The 18,798-nt window shown below is 72.8% G+C and carries 13 protein-coding genes; 12 read left to right on the forward strand and 1 reads right to left on the reverse strand.

The genetic code is table 11. From position 1 onward, the window contains the following. Nucleotides 1-4 precede the first annotated feature (4 nt). From CEB94_RS30710 to argF, 8 genes are all read left to right on the forward strand, one after another. On the forward strand, nucleotides 5-1,096 hold the full coding sequence (locus CEB94_RS30710) for an AAA family ATPase (RefSeq protein ID WP_175435256.1): 1,092 nt from the start codon (nucleotides 5-7) through the stop codon (nucleotides 1,094-1,096). Then, entirely contained in the window at nucleotides 1,096-5,589 is a 4,494-nt protein-coding gene (gene fxsT / locus CEB94_RS30715; protein WP_175435257.1) for an FxSxx-COOH system tetratricopeptide repeat protein, read from the forward strand. Before CEB94_RS30710 ends, fxsT begins: the two co-directional genes overlap by 1 nt. Nucleotides 5,590-5,657: 68 nt before the next feature. Continuing rightward, nucleotides 5,658-6,833, forward strand: coding sequence for a hypothetical protein (locus tag CEB94_RS30720; protein WP_175435258.1), 1,176 nt, complete (start codon nucleotides 5,658-5,660; stop codon nucleotides 6,831-6,833). Then, nucleotides 6,830-7,957 (forward strand): effector-associated domain 2-containing protein, encoded by a 1,128-nt coding sequence (locus CEB94_RS30725; protein ID WP_175435259.1) that lies wholly within the window; start codon nucleotides 6,830-6,832, stop codon nucleotides 7,955-7,957. Before CEB94_RS30720 ends, CEB94_RS30725 begins: the two co-directional genes overlap by 4 nt. Before the next feature lie 97 nt (nucleotides 7,958-8,054). Continuing rightward, entirely contained in the window at nucleotides 8,055-8,291 is a 237-nt protein-coding gene (locus CEB94_RS30730) for a hypothetical protein (RefSeq protein WP_175435260.1), read from the forward strand. Nucleotides 8,292-8,384: 93 nt separating this feature from the next. Then, on the forward strand, nucleotides 8,385-10,082 hold the full coding sequence (locus CEB94_RS30735) for an HEXXH motif domain-containing protein (RefSeq protein ID WP_175435261.1): 1,698 nt from the start codon (nucleotides 8,385-8,387) through the stop codon (nucleotides 10,080-10,082). Nucleotides 10,083-10,182: 100 nt separating this feature from the next. Further along, nucleotides 10,183-11,406: an arginine deiminase gene (locus tag CEB94_RS30740; protein WP_031134625.1), complete on the forward strand. Its 1,224-nt coding sequence runs from the start codon at nucleotides 10,183-10,185 to the stop codon at nucleotides 11,404-11,406. 100 nt (nucleotides 11,407-11,506) lie between these two features. Further along, a complete protein-coding gene (gene argF, locus CEB94_RS30745) occupies nucleotides 11,507-12,514 on the forward strand; it encodes an ornithine carbamoyltransferase (RefSeq protein WP_175435262.1) in 1,008 nt (335 codons plus the stop codon). 17 nt (nucleotides 12,515-12,531) lie between these two features. Here the strand turns inward: argF and CEB94_RS30750 are convergent, their stop codons facing one another. After that, nucleotides 12,532-12,999: an ATP-binding protein gene (locus tag CEB94_RS30750; protein ID WP_175435263.1), complete on the reverse strand. Its 468-nt coding sequence runs from the start codon at nucleotides 12,997-12,999 to the stop codon at nucleotides 12,532-12,534. A 308-nt stretch (nucleotides 13,000-13,307) separates the two neighbouring features. Between CEB94_RS30750 and CEB94_RS30755 the strand changes: the two genes are divergently transcribed. From CEB94_RS30755 to CEB94_RS30770, 4 genes are all read left to right on the forward strand, one after another. Next, nucleotides 13,308-14,135 (forward strand): enoyl-CoA hydratase family protein, encoded by an 828-nt coding sequence (locus CEB94_RS30755; RefSeq protein ID WP_175435264.1) that lies wholly within the window; start codon nucleotides 13,308-13,310, stop codon nucleotides 14,133-14,135. Next, nucleotides 14,120-16,498, forward strand: a complete 2,379-nt coding sequence (locus CEB94_RS30760) for a bifunctional salicylyl-CoA 5-hydroxylase/oxidoreductase (protein ID WP_175435265.1) — start codon at nucleotides 14,120-14,122, stop codon at nucleotides 16,496-16,498. The genes CEB94_RS30755 and CEB94_RS30760 overlap by 16 nt, the downstream gene beginning before the upstream one ends. A gap of 10 nt (nucleotides 16,499-16,508) precedes the next feature. Next, the gene (sigJ, locus tag CEB94_RS30765; RefSeq protein ID WP_175435266.1) at nucleotides 16,509-17,459 is read left to right on the forward strand and encodes an RNA polymerase sigma factor SigJ; all 951 of its coding nucleotides are present in this window, start codon (nucleotides 16,509-16,511) and stop codon (nucleotides 17,457-17,459) included. 114 nt (nucleotides 17,460-17,573) lie between these two features. Continuing rightward, nucleotides 17,574-18,791: an NAD(P)/FAD-dependent oxidoreductase gene (locus tag CEB94_RS30770; protein WP_175435267.1), complete on the forward strand. Its 1,218-nt coding sequence runs from the start codon at nucleotides 17,574-17,576 to the stop codon at nucleotides 18,789-18,791. Nucleotides 18,792-18,798: the final 7 nt, after the last annotated feature.

Genomic DNA, 18,798 nt, shown 5'->3' on the forward strand with positions numbered 1-18,798 from the left:
CGGCATGAGCGCACAGGAACGGACGGCCGCGGACGACTGGCGGGTCTTCCACGCCACCGGACGCCCGCAGGGCACCCCGCCCGTGCTGCCCGACCCGCCGCCCTGGCGGAGGTTCCGTGGCGGTCCGGTCCAGGCCCCGCCCCCGGACGACGCCGAGGCGGCACTGCGCCGGCTGGGCCCCGGCGGCCTCACCCCGCAGCTCGACGAGGAGCAGATAGAGACGGTCAACGCCGCCCTGCTGCTGCGCCGCCCGCTGCTGATCACCGGCCCTCCGGGCGTCGGCAAGTCGACGCTCGCCTACCTGATCTCGCGTGAGCTGGGGCTCGGCCGGGTACTCGAATGGAACGTGGTGAGCCGGACCAGCCTGCGGGACGGCTTGTACGTCCACGACGCCATGGGCCGTGCCCAGGCCATCGCCGCCTGGCAGGCCGGACTGCGGGACACGGCGCGGGCGGAGCCGGTGTTCGAAGACGACGAACAGAGCGTCAACTCCTCGGCCACGTCAAAGGATCGTCAACTTGCGCCGGTTATAGGCGAGTTCATTACACTGGGGCCCCTCGGTACCGCCCTGCTGCCCTACGACCGGCCCCGGGTGCTGCTCGTCGACGAACTCGACAAGAGCGACATCGACCTGCCGAACGACCTGTTGCACGTTCTGGAGAATGGAAGTTATGAGGTTCCGGAGCTGGTGCGCGACGCCGCCGACGCGGCGAGCGTGCACACCAGCGACCCGGGGAGCCGGGCGGTGGTGCGCAACGGACGGGTCGAGTGCCGGGAGTTCCCGGTCGTGGTGATCACCAGCAACGGGGAGCGGGAATTCCCCGCCGCCTTCCGTCGTCGCTGCCTGCCGATGGAGATGCACACCCCCACCCGGGAGCAACTACTGGCCATGGTGGAGGGCCATCTCGGGCTCCGGCCGCAAGGCACCGAAGACCTCGTCGACCTGTTCGTTCAGCGGGTCCAGGCGGGCGGAGTCCACTCCCTCGACCAGTTGCTCAACGCTGTCCAGATGACTACTGCGGGTGGTTTTCAGGCTGACGGTGACGGGCGTAAGCTCGTCGAACTGCTGCTCCGCGACCTCGCGAAGGGCCGCTGATGACCCGGGAGCGCGCATCCGGACCCGGCGACGGGGATCCCGCATCGGGATCGTCGCCGCCTCCTTCGGTGTACCCCGAGCCGCCCGCGGGCGAGCGCGGGGACCGGGGCCCGGCCGCTCCCGACCACTTCGTACCGCGCTGGCAGGAGTTCGCCGACGCGGTATGGCTCGCCGCGCACTGGAGCCGGTACGGCCGTCCCGGCGGCGCGGCCCAGGAGGCCCCGGTCCCGGAAGCGGACACCGCGGGCCCGCAGGACGCCGAGACCGAACGACTGTCCCGGCCCGCCGCCGACGACGACGCACTCCCCGGCCCGCCCGCGGCCGACGCCGAGGACGCTTTCCCCGAGCCCCCGCCGGCCGGCCGCACCCCCGCCTCGATCCCCCTCGCCGACCGGGCTGTCTCCCGGGCCGCCGGCCGCTTCTCACCCCACCCCGAAGGCCGCTTCACTCTGCACCTCGGGCCGCCGCTGCTGCCCCGGGCCGAACCCGACCCGTCCGGCCCCGGCCGCGTCACGGCCCTGCTCGCGCGAGCCCTGCACCACCTGGCCCGCCGCATCCCGTCCCGCAGCAGCCTGGAGCTGGACGAGGAGACCACCGCCGAACAGGGCCTCGCCGACGGGCTGTGGATGCCGTTCCTGCGGCCCGCCCGGGTCTCCGCCTTCGACCTGGTGCTGCTGCTCGACGACGCGCCCACGATGCGGATCTGGGAGCAGAGCGCCGCACGCCTCGCCCGCGCCGCCGAGCACAGCGGCGCCTTCCGGAGCGTGCGCACGATCCGGGCGACCGTGCCGCGCACCGGCACCGCCACCCTGCGCTGGCCCACGGGCCGGGCCGTCGCCGACCCGGCCGAACTGCTCGACGGCCGGGGCAGCCGGATCTTCCTCGTCGTCACCGACGGACTCGCCCACGGCTGGGCCGCCACCGCCGCCGACGAACTCCTCGGCCGCCTCGCCCACGCCGGCCCCACCGCTCTCGTCCACCTGCTGCCGCCGCACTTGCGCCACCGGTCCTCGCTCTACCCCTACCCGGCCGTCCTGGAGGCCGGAGGCTTCGGAGCGCCCAACGACGGCCTCGGGCACTGGGCGCCGCCCGGCGGCCCCGACCCGATGCGGCCGCTGCCCGAGGCGGGCGACGGCTCCGTCGCCGTCCCGGTGCTCTCCCTGAAGCCCGCCTCCCTCGCCGCCTGGTCCGATCTGGTCACCGGCGGGCGCGGCGTACGGCGGTCGCTGCCCGTGGTGCTGGCGGGGGCCCTGAGCAAGGGCGCCCCCGCCCCCGGTCTGCGCGCTCCGCGCCTCCCCCGTGCCGCCACCGCCGCCGTACGGCGCTTCTTCAGTCTCGCCACCCCCTCCGCCCGTCGGCTCGCGACCCAACTGGCCGCCATCCCCTTCGACTTCGACCTTGTCGAGCAGCTGCGCAGGCGGGTCATGCCGGAGACCGGCCCCGACCACCTCGCCGAGATCCTCATGGGCGGGCTGATCGATTGGGAGGGCGGAGAGCAGGGGCGCCCCGAGTTCGCCGAGGGTGTCCGCGAAGCGCTGCTCGCGACCACCACCCGCAGCCAACTCGCACGCACGGTCAGCGTGGTGGGCGAGCTGCCCGCCGCGGGCGAGCGGGGCGTCGCCCTGCGCGCCGCCCTGCACGACCCGCTGCGCACCAGGCTGCCCGACCCGGCCGAACCCGGCTGGGCGCGCAGCGAACTGGCCGTGATGCGAGCCCTGTCGGGCCCCTACTCCGAGCGGGCCAAACGCATCGAACCGAACCTGTCCAGGCACGCGCCCGCCGCGGCCGTACAGGGGGAGAGCACCGCGTCCGCACATCCACCCCCACAGGTGAATAACCCGGGCGACACGACTCCATCCAGCCCAGCGGACACTAACCCGAATTCGGAAATGTCCGATCTGACGGGAGAATCCGTGCCGTCTTCGACGGCCGGCGCGCACCGACAAGAGACCCCGGAGGCAGAGCCGCTCATGCAGAGCACCACGACCGCAACGCCGGCCCTACTGGTGAACGTCCCCATGCGTAACACCTCGTTCGTCGGCCGTCAGGCGCTGCTGAGGGCCGTGGAGGAGCAGCTCGCCGCCCAGGACACCGCGGCCGTGCTACCCAACGCCCTGCACGGCCTCGGTGGTGTCGGCAAGTCCCAGCTGGCGCTGGAGTACATCTACACCCACCCGCGCGAGTACCGGATCATCTGCTGGATCCCCGCCGAGCGCGAGAGCCTCATCCTGGCCGCGCTGTCCTCCCTCGCCTCCCAGCTGGGCGTCGCCCCGGCCGGCCAGGACAGCCTGGGCGCCGCCGCGGCCAACACCGCCGTGCCCGCCGTGCTGGAGGCGCTGCGCACCGGGACGCCGTACGACAACTGGCTGCTGGTCTTCGACAACGCCGAGGACATCGAGGCGGTGCGCGGCTACTTCCCGCACAACGGGCCGGGCAAGGTCATCGTCACCTCCCGGAACCGGGGCTGGGAACGGGTGGCCACCTCGCTGCCGGTGAACGTCTTCGAGCGCGACGAGTCCATCGAACTGCTCCAGAAGCGCGCCAAGGACCTGCCCCGGGAGGACGCCGACCGGCTCGCCGAAGCGCTCGGCGACCTGCCGCTCGCCGTGGAGCAGGCGGGCGCCTGGCTCGGTGTCACGGGCATGGAGGTCGACGAGTACCTCGAACTGCTCGCCCAGCGCAGCCCGGAGATCCTCGAGATCGAGCAGAGCCCCGACTACCCGGTCTCCGTCGCCGCCGCCTGGGACATCTCCCTGGAGCGCATCAGGGAGAACAATCCGGGCGCCCGGCAGCTGCTCGACATCTGCGCCAGCATGGCCCCCGAGCCGATTCCGCGCTCGATCCTGCGCAGCAGCCGGGGCGTCAACATCACGCCGCAGGTCGACCCGATGCTGCGCGAGCCGATCAAACTGAACCGGGCCATCCGCGACCTCAGCCAGTTCTCCCTGATCAAGGTCGACCCGCGTGCGGGCACCCTGCAGATGCACCGGCTCCTCCAGACCGTGCTCCTCGCCAAGCTGAGCGAGGAGGAACGCGAGAGGATGCGGGACGCCGCCCACCAGCTGCTGTCCGCCGCCAACCGCGGCCCCTTCGGCTCCTCCCAGGAGTGGCGCGACTACCAGGCGCTGCTGCCCCACGTCCTCGCCTCCCAGGCCGTGACCAGCACCGACCCCTATGTGCGTGACCTGGTCTACGACACCATGTGGTTCCTCTACTACTGGGGCGACCACGAGAACGCAGCGGCCTTCGGCCGGCAGGCGTGGAGCGCGTGGCTCGCCGCCTCGGGCGAGGACGACATCTATGTCATCCGGATGACCAAGGGCTTCGCCTTCCTGCTGCGCCAGGTGGGCCAGATCGCCGAGTCGATCCCGCTCACCGAGAAGGCGCTGGAGGTCTCCCGCCGGGTGCAGGTCGAGCCCGAGGAACTCATCGACTCCCTGTGCGAGATGTCCGACGCCCGCCGGTACCAGGGCCGCTTCCAGGAGGCGCGGGACCTGGGCAAGGAGGCCACCGAACTGGCCCGGTCGCTCTTCGGTCCCGACGACCCGGCCACCCTGCGGGGCAGCCACAGCTGGGGCGTCGACCTGAGACTGTGCGGGGAGTTCAGGGAAGCACTGCCGCTCGACCAGGAGACAGCCCGCCAGCGTGACACGCTGTTCGGTGAGATGAGCTTCTTCACGCTCAACACCCTGCACTGCGTCGGCATCGACATGCGCGAGGCGGGCCGGTACCCCAAGGCGCGCGAATGGCAGGAGGACGTCTACCGCCGGGCGCTCAGCGCCCTCGGCGAGAAGCACCCCCTGACCTTGCGCATCGCCCGTGACCTCGGAGTCTGCCGCCGCCGGGACGGAGACCTCGCAGAAGGCGCCAAGCTCGCCGAGGAGACCCTGCGCAACTTCAAGTCCCGCTACGGCGACGAGCATCTCGACTCACTGACCACGGCGACCAACGTCCTTGTCGACCGGCGGCTGGCCGGGGACCTGGACGGCTCGTACCGGCTCGCGCAGTCCACCGTGGCCCGGCTGGTGCGGCGCATCGGCGAGAACCACGCCCACACCCTGGTGACCAGGGCGAACCTGGCCGCCACCGAGCGGGCCCTGGGCGCCCTGGACACCGCGCAGGAGCTGGAGGACGACGTGGTGCGGCGGCTGAGCGACACGGTCGGAGCGCAGCACGTCATCACCCTCACCGTCGGCATCGGCCAGGCCAACACCGCCTATGCCCGGCTCGACTTCGAGCGGGCGCACGCGATCGACTCCGCCAACCTGCCGCTGCTGACCGAGGTGGCGGGCGAGGACCACCCGCTCACCCTCTCCTGCACCTCCAACCTCGCCCTCGATCTGCGGGGCCTCGGGCGCGGTGAGGAGGCGGACGTGCTTCAGCGCAAGGCGGTGGAGGGCTTCGCCGCAGTGCTGCGCACCGACCACCCCTGGCTCCAGGCCGCCCGCCAGCGCCGCCGCATCGAGTGCGACATCGCTCCCATGCCCATGTGACGGCCGTCAACTCCCCAAGCGCTACTGCTAAGTTGGTATCACCAAAGCAGTCGTGTCACGGGGGGCGCATGACGGCGGTCGTCTTCGTCCACGGGACCGGGGTCCGCGAGCCGGGCCTCTCCGCGCTGGTCGCACGGGTGACGGCCGGACTCGCCGCACAGCGTGACGGCCTGCGCGTCGTGCCCTACGCCTGGGGAGCGGCACACGGTGCCACGCTCGCGGCCGGTGGGGCGAGCCTGCCGCCCCGGTCCGGCACCACACGCGGTCTCGGCGAAGGCCCCGCGGGGCCGGCCCCGGGCGACGGGACGGCCGCGGCATGGGCCGCCCTCTATGCCGACCCGTACGCCGAACTGGCCCTGGCCGCCGCCGGATCCGGCCCGGCCGTCGAACGCCCGCCCGGCTCCGTACCGCCACAGCAGCGCATACGGGCGCTGCTCACCGCACTCGCCGCCCGAGGGGACGCACCCGCGGCCGGACTGGGCCCCGGACTGGCCCGGGCCGCCACCGACCTGGCCGCCCACCCCCTGCTCGGACCCGCCGCCGACGCCCTCGACCCGGCGGACCTCGCCGCTCTCGCCGCCCGCTGTCTCACCGCACGCCTCATAGCCGACGCCCTCGACGCCGGCTCCCCGCTCGTTCCGGTCGGCGAGACCCGTGACGCCGTCACCGGCCGGATCGCCGAGGCCCTCGGCGCACCACCCCCGGGTACGGAGCGCGGGCTGCGCTCCGCCCTGCTGCGGACGGCCGGAGCGGTGGCAGCGCGCGCCGTCGAACGCCGCCGGCGGGCCCTCACCGAGGCCGCCCACCCCGCCGCCGGCGACATCCTGCGCTACCTGAGCCGGGGCGCGGCCTTCCGGGACGGCCTGCGCACCCTCCTCGCCGGCCTGGAGCCGCCCGTCGCCGTGGTCGGCCACAGCCTCGGCGGCATCATCGCCCTCGACACGCTGGTCTCCGCCCCGCTGCCCCAGGTCCGGCTCCTGGTGACGGCGGGCTCCCAGGGGCCCTTCCTCTACGAGTCGGGCTCCCTGCCGTCCCTCGAACACCCCACGCCCCTGCCGCCGTACGTCCCCGCCTGGCTGAACCTGTACGACCCGCGCGATCTGCTCGGCTACCTCGGTGCGGGACTCTTTCCCGGCCGCGTCACCGATGTCGCCGTCGACAGCGGCCAGCCGTTCCCCGCCGCGCACAGCGCCTACTGGACGAACCCCGCCGTGTACCGCCACATCGTGGACCACCTGCCGTGAGCGGGCCGACGCCGTCCGTCGACCCCACCCGGGTGCACGCCCTCGTCGTGGGGATCGAGGCGTACGAGGCCGGGGACGCCTGGCGGCTGCCCGGCCCCGCCCGGGACGCCGTACGGTTCTGGCGCCTGCTGCGGGACGCCGGGGTGCCGGAGGAACAACTGCGGCTGCACCTGGCCCCGTCGGCGCCGTACGACTCGCCCGTCCCGTACCGGAGTGCGGACCGGGCGACCCTGCGCCGGGTCCTCGTCCGTGAACTGTCCCGGGCCCAGGGCGACGTGCTGTGGGTGTGGTGGGGCGGCCACGGCGTACTGGACAGGTCCGGGAGGCTCCGGCTGTTCTGCGCGGACGCGGGCGTCGACGACAAGGTGGCCATCGACCTGGACTCCGCGCTCGCCCGGTACGCGGGCGACGCCGTGCCCGGTCTGCGCGAGCAGATGTGGATCGTGGACGCCTGCGAGACGTTCGAGGAGGACCTCGCCTTTCAGGAGGCGCTGCCCGCCGACGCCCTGCCCGTGGGCCGGCCCGGGCACGCGCATCGGCAGACCGTGCTGCGCGCCGCCGGCCGGGGCAGGGCGGCGGCCAACGATCCCGTCCGTGCCACGGGCCTGTTCTCCGACGTCCTGCTCGGTCTGCTGGCCGACCGGGCGGCCGTTCTGCCCGCGCCACCCGATCCGGAGGAACTGTTTCCGGCCGTTCGGGCGCGCATCGCGGCCCTCAGGGACGAGGGCCGTACTCTTCAGCACCCCGAGATCCGGCTCCAGGGCGCCGACCGCACCGAGACCCTGCCCCCGGCCGGACCGCCCTCCGCGCCGCGGCCTCTCGCGGCGTTGCAGCGGGCGGTGGAGGCCCTGCTCGCCTACCCCCTGATGCACGACCCCGACGAACGGCAGACCGTCGTCGCCGCACTGAACCCCCGTGTCACAGCCGTACTGCGCCGCAACAGCAGGGCGCGCACCGACGTCGTCAACATCCTCGGCGGGCTCGCCCGGCGGAACCCGGAGGCGCTGCGCGACCTGTTCGACGCCGTGGTGTCCGTCGACGACGATCCGGAACTGAAGCACGAACTCGCCGCCGCACTGGACGCGTTGGCGCCCTCGTCGGCGCCTCGGCGTGATCGGCGATGATCAGTGGCGTGATCGTACGGTTTTCGCCCCGGGGGGTAATGGCCATGATGGAAAGACACGGGGCATCGCGTGCCACCGTGCGAGAAGGGGGAGCATCTTGGACCAGCCGCCCGTTCTGCACCACGCCGGAGCCGCCGCACCTGAACCGGCCGTCGCCACGGCGGGGACCGACGTCTGGGAATCCGATCTGGCGGACCTCGCGGCGCTGCCCCTGAGCGCCGTGGACGGTCTCCCCACCCTGCCCCCCACCACACGCCTGCTGACCGAGGTGCTGCGCGCCCGCAGCAGCATGAGGAGCGGTGAAGGAGGAGGCTCGGGCGCCCGAGCCGACTAGCCGCCGACCGTCCCGACGGCAGAGCCCCGGTGCGACACCCGTACGCGCACCGGGGTCCCCGCATGTCCGCCAACCGACCGGAGGTCCGCGACGATGACCAGCGAGCAGCACCTCGCCCCCTTCCGCATGCCGGACCGGCTCTTCGCGGAGCTGGCCGCCGGAGGTGGCTCCGCGGCGGCCGTCGCCTTCCTCGAACGGGCGGAACGGGCGCGGCGGTTGCTGCTCCTGCGCACCCTCCTCGGCCATCTCGACGCCCTGCCCACCCCCCTCACCCCGGTCGCCGAAGCCTGGCGGGTGTTCAAGGAGGCGGCCGAGAAGTCGCCTGAGCCGGTCGAACGCCTGCTGCTGGCCCCGCCGACCGGCGGCTGGATCTCCCACATGCTGCGCCGGGTCCACGGCACGGCCACCGGGCCGCCGCTCTGGGCGGAGGCGGGCCACCTGAGCGCGCTCGCCCTCTCGGCGTCCTTGCACGCGGGCACGGAGACGGTCTTCGATGTTGCGCTCACCGACGGGCGGCTGCCGCTGCCCGGACTCGGGATGGTCCAACTCCCCTACCCGAGAGAGGGCCTGGCGGTCGGCCGGGCCGCGACGGCCGGCGGGGAGCTGACGGTCGAGGGGCCGGGCCGCACGAACGGCTCGGTGCGGGTGATCTGCCGTCCGCTGCGGCAGCGCGCCGGCGCCGACGGGGACACCTGGCTCCCGCTGCGCACCCTGACCCACACCGGACCCGGCGGCGAGGCCGCCGTCACGGTCGTCCTCGAAGACCTCGACCCCTACCGCGATCTCGACGACCACCTGCCCCCCACCCGGCTCGACGAGGACGAGGCACAGGAGTGGCAGCGGTTGTTCGGCGAGGCCGCGCGGATCCTCGCCCGCCCGGGCAGGCCGGGCCCGGGGCGGGTCGACCCCGCCATGATCCGGGCGATCGTGCCCTTCGGGCGCACCGGCGTCAGCCCGCCCCCGCTGCCCTTCGTCCAGGTCTCGGCCTCCAGTGGCGACTCCTTCGGCGGCATGCTCATCGTCCGCCCGGCCTCCGCGCTCGCCCTCGCCGAGACCCTGGTGCACGAGCTCCAGCACAGCAAGCTGGCCGCCCTCCTGCACCTGTTCCCACTGCTGGAGGACGACCGGGCCGAGCGCTACTACGCGCCCTGGCGCACCGACCCCCGCCACCTCACCGGCCTGCTGCACGGCGCGTACGCCTTCACCGGCGTCGCGGGTTTCTGGCGGGACCGGCTGGCCGGTGCGCGGGAGGCCGAGGCGGTCGAGCGCGCCGGCTACTTCTTCGCCCTGCGCCGGTTGCAGAGCCGTCTGGCCGTGCGCACCCTGCTGACCAGCGGCCGTCTGACCGTGCAGGGCCGCGCCCTCGTGTCGGGGCTCGCCGGCACCCTGGACGGCTGGCTGCGGGAGGAGGTCCCCCCGGCCGCGCTGAGCCGCGCCCGCACCGCCGCCGCCCTGCACCGCACCGAGTGGCGGCTGCGCAACGTGGTGCCCGCCCCGGTCGCCGCGCCGTCGGACCTCCGCTTCCGCCCCGACCGCACCTCTTGGCCGGACCTGCGCACCCACGGCCTCGCCACCCGCCCCGCCGCCCCGCGCACCGCCGACGAGCACCTCGCCGCCGGGGACGCGGCCGCCGCGCTCGTCCGGTACGCCGACGTCCTGGCCGACGCCCCGGCCGAGCCGCATGCCCTCGCGGGCTGGATCGTCGCCCGGACGATCCTCGAACCGGGCCGGGCCGCCCGCCGGATGCTCGCCCGGCCGGAAGAGCTGCTGGAGCCGTCGCCCCGGGTGTGAGCCGGCCCCGTCGCGTTTGTCGTCGCCGTGACGAGAACTGGCGGTCACGGAAACGGGCGAGGAGCGCGTCAACGCGCCCTCCGATGGTGAGGATGGAGGCATGGCATACCACGTCCACTCCGAGGCCGGGCGGCTGCGCCGCGTCATCCTGCACCGGCCCGATCTCGAGCTCAAAAGGCTCACCCCCAGCAACAAGACCTCGCTGCTCTTCGACGACGTGCTGTGGGTGCGCAGGGCCCGCGCCGAACACGACGGGTTCGCCGATGTGCTGCGCGACCGCGGTGTCGCCGTCCACCTCTTCGGCGACCTGCTGGCCGAGACGCTCGAGGTCCCGGCGGCCAGATCCCTCGTCCTGGAGCGGGTCTTCGACGAGAAGGAGTACGGCCCGCTGGCCACCGACCCGCTCAGAGCCGCCTTCGAGAACCTGCCCGCGCGAGAGCTGGCCGAGGTCCTGGTCGGCGGCATGACGAAACGCGAGTTCCTCGACGTGCACCCGGAGCCGACCTCCGTGCGCTTCCACGTCATGGAACTGGACGACTTCCTGCTGGGCCCGCTGCCCAACCACCTCTTCACCCGCGACACCTCCGCCTGGATCTACGACGGCGTGTCCATCAACGCCATGCGCTGGCCCGCGCGGCAGCGCGAGACCGTGCACTTCGAGGCGATCTACCGGCATCACCCGCTGTTCCGCGACGAGACCTTCCACGAGTGGTCGAAGGGGCAGGCCGACTACCCGTCCACCATCGAGGGCGGGGACGTGCTGGTCATCGGCAACGGGGCGGTGCTCATCGGCATGAGCGAGCGCACCACTCCGCAGGCGGTGGAGATGCTCGCGCACAAGCTGTTCGCCGCCGGGTCCGCCGAGACGATCGTGGCCCTCGACATGCCCAAGCGGCGTGCCTTCATGCACCTAGACACGGTGATGACGATGGTCGACGGCGACACCTTCACCCAGTACGCGGGTCTCGGCATGCTCCGCTCGTACACCATCGAACCGGGCGTCGGCGACAAGGAGCTGAAGGTCACCGACCATCCGCCGGAGCACATGCACCGCGCCATCGCCGCCGCGCTCGGCCTCAACGAGATCCGGGTGCTGACCGCGACCCAGGACGTGCACGCGGCCGAACGCGAGCAGTGGGACGACGGCTGCAACGTCCTCGCCGTCGAACCCGGGGTCGTGGTCGCCTACGAGCGGAACGCCACCACCAACACCCACCTGCGCAAACAAGGCATCGAGGTGATAGAGATCCCGGGCAGCGAGCTGGGACGGGGAAGGGGCGGGCCGCGGTGCATGAGCTGCCCGGTCGAACGGGATCCCGTCTAGGAGCCCGGGGAATCGGGCGGTCCAGGAGGCCCCGTATAGACATGCTGTCTTTCGTATAGTATTCCAGGAGTCTGTGTCCCCGTATCCCTGGAGCGCCCCCATGGCGACTGTCCCGACCGCCCTCGCCGGCCGCCACCTCGTCAAGGAGCTGGACTTCACCGAGGACGAGTTCCGCGCTCTGGTCGAGCTGGCCGCGGAACTGAAGGCCGCCAAGAAGGCCGGGGCCGAGACCCAGTACCTCCGGGGCCGGAACATCGCGCTGATCTTCGAGAAGACCTCCACCCGCACCCGCTGCGCGTTCGAGGTCGCGGCCGCCGACCAGGGCGCCTCGACCACCTACCTCGACCCCTCCGGGTCCCAGATCGGGCACAAGGAGTCGGTCAAGGACACGGCGCGGGTGCTGGGCCGGATGTACGACGCGATCGAGTACCGGGGCGACAGCCAGCAGAAGGTGGAGGAGCTGGCGGCGCACGCCGGTGTCCCCGTCTACAACGGGCTCACCGACGACTGGCACCCGACCCAAATGCTCGCCGACGTGCTGACCATGACCGAGCACTGCGCCAAGCCGCTGACGGAGACCGCCTTCGCCTACCTGGGCGACGCCCGCTTCAACATGGGCAACTCCTACCTGGTCACCGGCGCCCTGCTCGGCATGGACGTCCGGCTCGTCGCACCGAAGGAGTACTGGCCGGCCCAGGAGGTCGTCGACCGGGCCCGCGCGCTCGCCGCGACCAGCGGCGCCCGCGTCACGCTCACCGAGACGGTGGACGAGGGGGTCCGCGGCGCCGACTTCGTCGCCACGGACGTCTGGGTCTCCATGGGCGAGCCGAAGGAGGTCTGGGCCGAGCGCATCGCCGCCCTCGCCCCGTACGCCGTGACCATGGACGTCCTGCGGGCCACCGGGAACCCGGACGTGAAGTTCCTGCACTGCCTGCCCGCCTTCCATGACCTCGGCACCAAGGTCGGCCAGGAGATCCACGCGGCGCACGGCCTGGAGTACCTGGAGGTCTCCGACGAGGTTTTCGAGTCGGCCCACTCGGTCGTCTTCGACGAGGCGGAGAACCGGATGCACACCATCAAGGCGGTCATGGTGGCAACCCTTGCCTGACCCCTCGCGAACAGTCCTTACGCCGACGGACGCCGCTGAGCCGGCATCACGGGCAGTCTGAACCAGACCGCCTTGCCGGACTCGGTCGGCCGGTGCCCGCAGGAGGAACTCAGGGTGCGGATCAGCAGCAGCCCGCGCCCGTGCTCCTGCCAGGGGTCGGGTGGTCCGCCGGCCGGGCAGGTGAGGTCGCCGGGCGGGGCCGGGTCGGTGTCGTGCACCTCGACCTGGCAGCCCGACGGCATCAGCTGCACGACCAGCTCGATCGGCGTCTCGCCCGTGGTGTGCTCCACGGCGTTGGCCACCAGCTCCGCCGTGAGCAGCTCCGCGGTGTCGCAGTCCGCCCCGTGCTCCAGCTCGGCCAGCGCCGTACGGACCAGGGCACGGGCCACGGGCACCGCCGCTGCGGTGTGCGGCAGCGCGATGCGCCAGGAGGCGGGAGCTGAGGAGAGTTCGTACACGGCGGGTCCGTTCATGGAGCAGGACATCCTGCTTTCAACCTTACGAATGGTACGGCGCCGCTCTCCGGAGACGTCCGAGGGGCACCGCCGGAGGCGCCTTCGCCCCCTTGCCGGACGGCTTACCCAGGTGAACGCGGTGCCGCGCACAGCTGCTCCCGCCGTTACGCCGGTGTGGACGATCTGTGACGGATGTAACCGGCCCAGGTCACGCCGGGCCCACATCGAAGTCCTACCCGGACGGTCTATCGCGCACTCATGACGACAGTCACGGATGAGTGATAGCTTCGGGGGGTAGAGCTCAGTGAGGCAGTGCCCGCCCGAGGAGGCCGCACGTCATGAGTCCCTTCACCGGCTCCGCCGTCCGCACCCCCGGCTGGGAGCATCTGCGCGTCGAGGTCGCCGACGGCGTCGCGACCGTCACTCTGGCCCGCCCCGAGAAACTCAACGCACTCACCTTCGGCGCCTACGCCGACCTGCGCGACCTGCTCGCGGAGCTGTCCCGGGAGCGGTCCGTACGGGCCTTGGTGCTCGCCGGCGAGGGCCGCGGCTTCTGCTCCGGCGGCGACGTCGACGAGATCATCGGCGCGACCCTGAGCATGGACACCGCCCAGCTCCTCGACTTCAACCGGATGACCGGCCAGGTGGTCCGCGCGGTCAGGGAGTGCCCGTTCCCGGTGATCGCGTCGCTGCACGGCGTGGCGGCGGGCGCCGGAGCGGTCCTCGCCCTGGCCGCGGACTTCCGCGTCGCCGACCCCACCGCCCGCTTCGCCTTCCTCTTCACCCGCGTCGGCCTCTCCGGCGGCGACATGGGCGCGGCCTACCTCCTGCCCCGGGTCGTCGGCCTGGGCCACGCGACCCGCCTGCTGATGCTGGGCGACCCGGTCCGGGCCCTGGAGGCCGAGCGCATCGGCCTGATCAGCGAGCTGACGGAGGAGGGCCGGGCGGACGAGACCTCACAGCGACTGGCCCACCGCCTGGCCCAGGGCCCGGCCCTGGCGTACGCCCAGACAAAGGCGTTGCTGACGTCGGAACTGGACATGCCCCTCGCGGCCTCGATCGAACTGGACGCCTCGACCCAGGCCCTCCTGATGACGGGGGAGGACTACGCGGAGTTCCACGCGGCGTTCACCGAGAAGCGCCCTCCCAAATGGAGCGGACGGTGACCGCTATCCCCTCAGGGGCGGCGCGGGGAACCGCGCGACAAGCCACGACGCACCCGCAGCCGCACCACAACACCGGCCACCCCCTGCGCGTGGCGGTCATCGGCGGCGGCCCCGGCGGCCTCTACGCCGCCGCCCTCCTCAAACGCCTGGACCCGGAACGGGACATCACCGTCTGGGAACGCAACCCCCCGGACAGCACCTTCGGCTTCGGCGTGGTCCTCTCCGACGAAACCCTCGGCGGCATAGAACACGCCGACCCCGAGGTCCACGAGGCCCTCCAGCAGCACTTCACCCGCTGGGACGACATCGACATCGTCCACCGCGACACCCGCCACACCTCCACAGGACACGGCTTCGCGGCCCTGGGACGCCAGCGCCTCCTGGAGATCCTCCACGCCCGCTGCCGCGCCCTCGGCGTCGCCCTCCGCTTCCACACCGAGGCCCCGGACGACCTCACTCGGACCCACGACCTGGTCATCGCCGCGGACGGCGTACACAGCACCACCCGCGAGACCCACGCGGACGTCTTCCGCCCCCGGGTGACGGCCCACCGCTGCCGCTACATCTGGCTCGCCGCCGACTTCCCCTTCGACTCCTTCCGCTTCGAGATCGCCGAGACCGAACACGGCGTGATGCAGCTCCACGGCTACCCCTACGCACCCGACGCGTCGACGGTGATCGTCGAGATGCGCGAAGAGGTCTGGCAGACGGCCGGTTTCGACGAGCTCGACGAAGCGGAGTCGATCGAGCGCTGCGCCAAGATCTTCGCGGAGGCACTCCGAGGCCGCCCCCTGAAGTCGAACAACTCCACCTGGACGACGTTCCGCACGGTCGTCAACGACCGCTGGTCGCACGGCAACCTCGTCCTCCTCGGGGACGCCGCCCACACCGCACACTTCTCCATCGGCTCCGGCACCAAGCTCGCCGTCGAGGACGCGCTGGCCCTGGCCGCCTGCCTGGAGGAGCGGGACACACTGCCCGAGGCGCTGGCCGCCTACGAGGCCGAGCGGCGCCCCGTCGTCGCCTCCACGCAGCGTGCGGCACGGGCCAGTCTGGAGTGGTTCGAGAACCTCGGCCTGTACCTGGACCAGCCGCCCCGCCAGTTCGCCTTCAACCTGCTCACCCGCAGCCGCCGCGTCACGCACGACAATCTCAGGCTGCGCGACGCCCGCTTCACGGAGTCGGTGGAGCGCGAGTTCGGCTGCCCGCCCGGCACGCCCCCGATGTTCACACCGTTCCGGCTGCGCGGACTGACCCTGCGCAACCGGGTCGTCGTCTCGCCCATGGACATGTACTCGGCGGCCGACGGCGTCCCCGGCGACTTCCACCTCGTCCACCTGGGCGCGCGGGCGCTGGGCGGGGCCGGGCTGGTGATGACCGAGATGGTGTGCGTCAGCGAGGAGGGCCGGATCACGCCCGGCTGCGCCGGGCTCTACACCGGCCGGCAGGCCGAGGCCTGGAAGCGGATCACGAACTTCGTGCACGACCGGGCCCCCGGCACCGCGATCGGCGTGCAGCTCGGCCACAGCGGCCGCAAGGGCTCCACGAAGCTGATGTGGGAGGGCATGGACGAGCCGCTTCAAGAGGGCAACTGGTCGCTCGTGGCCCCCTCGGCGCTCCCGTACAAGGGGTTCAGCCAGACGCCGCGCGAGCTGTCCCGCGCCCAGCTCACCGATGTGCGCGAGCAGTTCACGGCGTCCGCCGTCCGCGCCGCCCGGGCCGGCTTCGACCTGCTCGAGCTGCACTGCGCGCACGGCTACCTGCTGTCCGGGTTCCTCTCCCCGCTGACCAACCGGCGCACCGACGCCTATGGAGGCACCCTGGACAAACGGCTCCGCTTCCCGTTGGAGGTCTTCGACGCCGTACGCGACGTGTGGCCCGGGGAGCGGCCCATGACCGTCCGCATCTCCGCCACGGACTGGGCCGAGGGCGGGACGACCGCCGAGGACGCCGTCGAGATCGCCCGGGCCTTCGCCACGCACGGCGCCGACGCGATCGACGTGTCGACGGGCCAGGTCGTGGCGGACGAGCGGCCGGAGTTCGGACGGTCGTACCAGACGCCGTTCGCGGACCGGATCCGCCACACCACCGGCATCCCGGTGATCGCGGTCGGCGCGATCTCCTCCTGGGACGACGTCAACTCCCTGATCCTGGCGGGCCGCACCGACCTCTGCGCCCTCGCCCGCCCCCACCTCTACGACCCCCACTGGACCCTGCACGCGGCGGCCGAGCAGGACTACACGGGCCCGGGCGCGACCTGGCCGGCCCCCTACCGCGCGGGCAGCCGCCGCCCCCAGACGGGCCGCACGGACGCCCCCAAACCACGGCTGAGCCTCGGAAGCGGCGGCGCACAGGGCGGTTAATATCCGGGGCATGGCGTTGAGCGTGGAGGACGTGGACCGGTTCGAGGCCTTCAGGCCGCGCCTGGAGGCCGTGGCCTATCGGCTCCTCGGGTCGGCGAGCGAGGCCGAGGACGCCGTGCAGGAGACGTTCCTGCGCTGGCAGGGCGCCGACACCGACCGCATCGAGGTCCCCGAGGCATGGCTGACGAAGGTGCTCACCAACCTGTGCCTCAACCAGCTCACCTCGGCCCGTGCGCGGCGCGAGACCTATGTGGGCCAGTGGCTTCCCGAGCCGCTGCTCGCCGGGGACCCCATGCTCGGGCCCGCCGACACCGCCGAGCAGCGTGAATCGGTCTCGTACGCGGTGCTCGTGCTGCTGGAGCGGCTCTCCCCGAACGAGCGGGCGGTGTACGTGCTGCGGGAGGCCTTCGACTGTCCGCACCGGGAGATCGCCGAGATCCTCGACATCACCGAGGCCGCCAGCCAGCAGATCCTCCACCGCGCGAAGAAGCACATCGCGCAGGGCAGGGCCCGCACGCGCACCGAGATCGACGACGCCGCCGCGCGCCGGATCATCGACGAGTTCCTCGCGGCCGCCGCCAGCGGCCGGACCGAGCCGCTCGTGCGGCTGCTCACCCAGGACGCCGTCTCGGTCGGCGACGGCGGCGGGAAGGTCCCGGCCCGTGCCAAGGCGTTCGAGGGTGCCCTCGCGGTCGCCACGTTCATGCGGGGCCTGTTCAAACCGGGCAAGGCCAAGCGCGCCCTGGTCGGCGGCTCTCCCTCGGTCTACGCGTCGACCGCCAACGGCGACCCCGCCGTCGTGGCCGTCCTCGACGGCCGCGTCATCGGCGTCATGTGCCTGGAGGTCACCGCCGACGGCATCGCGGCGTTCCGCAACCAGGTCAACCCCGACAAGCTGGAACGCGCGACCCGGCGATGGGCCGCCGGCGACCACGGGGACCCCCTGTTCGACGCCTTCTGAGCTGACCGATCCCGATGTGAGGTGCTTCACATCGCGTTCCTGTCAGGAAACGGCGGGCCGCCCGGTTCAAGGGTCGAGTCCGCTGGAGACAGCCGTCATGACAGGAGTCACGCCATGCAGCACCGCATCGTCGTCCTCGGAGCCGGCTACACCGGAGCCACCGCCGCCGGGCGCCTCGCCAGGCGGCTGCACCGCGAAGACGTCGCCCTCACTCTCGTCAACGCCGAGCCCGACTTCGTCGAGCGCGTCCGGATGCACCAGCTCGCATCCGGCCAGGACCTCGCGCCCCGGCCCCTCGGCGAGATGTTCGCGGGCACCGGTGTCACCCTGAAGCAGGGGAAGGTCACCGCCCTCGACGTCGACCGCAGGACCGTCACCGTCGCCGCCCTCGGCGCCGACGGCACCGGGGAGCCCAGGGAAGAGGAACTGGAGTACGACACCCTCGTGTACGCCCTCGGCAGCGGCTGGAACGACCAGGGGGTGCCCGGTACCGCCGAGCACGCCCACGAGATCGCCGGTCGTCCCGGAGCGCTCCGGCTGCGCGAGCGCCTGGCCGGCCTGGCCGCCGGTGAGCCCGTGGTCGTGGTCGGCGGCGGCCTCACCGGCGTGGAGGCCGCGACCGAGATCGCCGAGGCCCGCCCCGACCTCGACGTCGCCCTCGCCGCCCGCGGCGGCCTCGGCGACTGGCTCTCCGCCAGGGGCGCCCGGCATCTGCGCAAGGTCTTCGACCGGCTCGGCATCACCGCCCACGAACACACCGCCGTCACCGCCGTCGAAGCCGACCGCGTCACCACCGCCGACGGCACCACCCTCCCGGCCGCGGTCACCGTCTGGACCACGGGTTTCGCCGTCCACCCGATCGCACAGGCCACCACCCTGGACGTCACCGGCACCGGCCTGATCGTGGTCGACCGGACCATGCGTTCGGTGTCGCACCCGGACGTGTACGCCATCGGTGACGCGGCCCTGGTGAGGGGTCCCGCGGACAAGCCCCTGCGGATGTCGTGCGCCTCGGGCATCCCCACCGCCTGGCAGGCCGCCGACTCCATCGCGGCCCGTCTGACCGGTGGCAAGCTCCCGGACGTGCCGCTGCGCTACTTCAACCAGTGCGTCTCGCTGGGCCGCCGGGACGGCCTGATCCAGTACGTCACCGCCGACGACCGCGCCGTCCGGGCAGCCCTGACCGGCCGGTTCGCCGCGCTCTACAAGGAACTTGTCTGCAAGGGCGCGGCCTGGGGCGTCGCCCACCCGACGGTCCTGCCGGTCCGGCGCCGCCGCGTCGTGCGTGAGGCCGTCGTCCCGGAGGGCTCGCCGGTCAGGGCTGCGGCCTGACCCGCGG

It is taken from the genome of Streptomyces hawaiiensis, from assembly GCF_004803895.1.
Taxonomy (GTDB): domain Bacteria; phylum Actinomycetota; class Actinomycetes; order Streptomycetales; family Streptomycetaceae; genus Streptomyces; species Streptomyces hawaiiensis.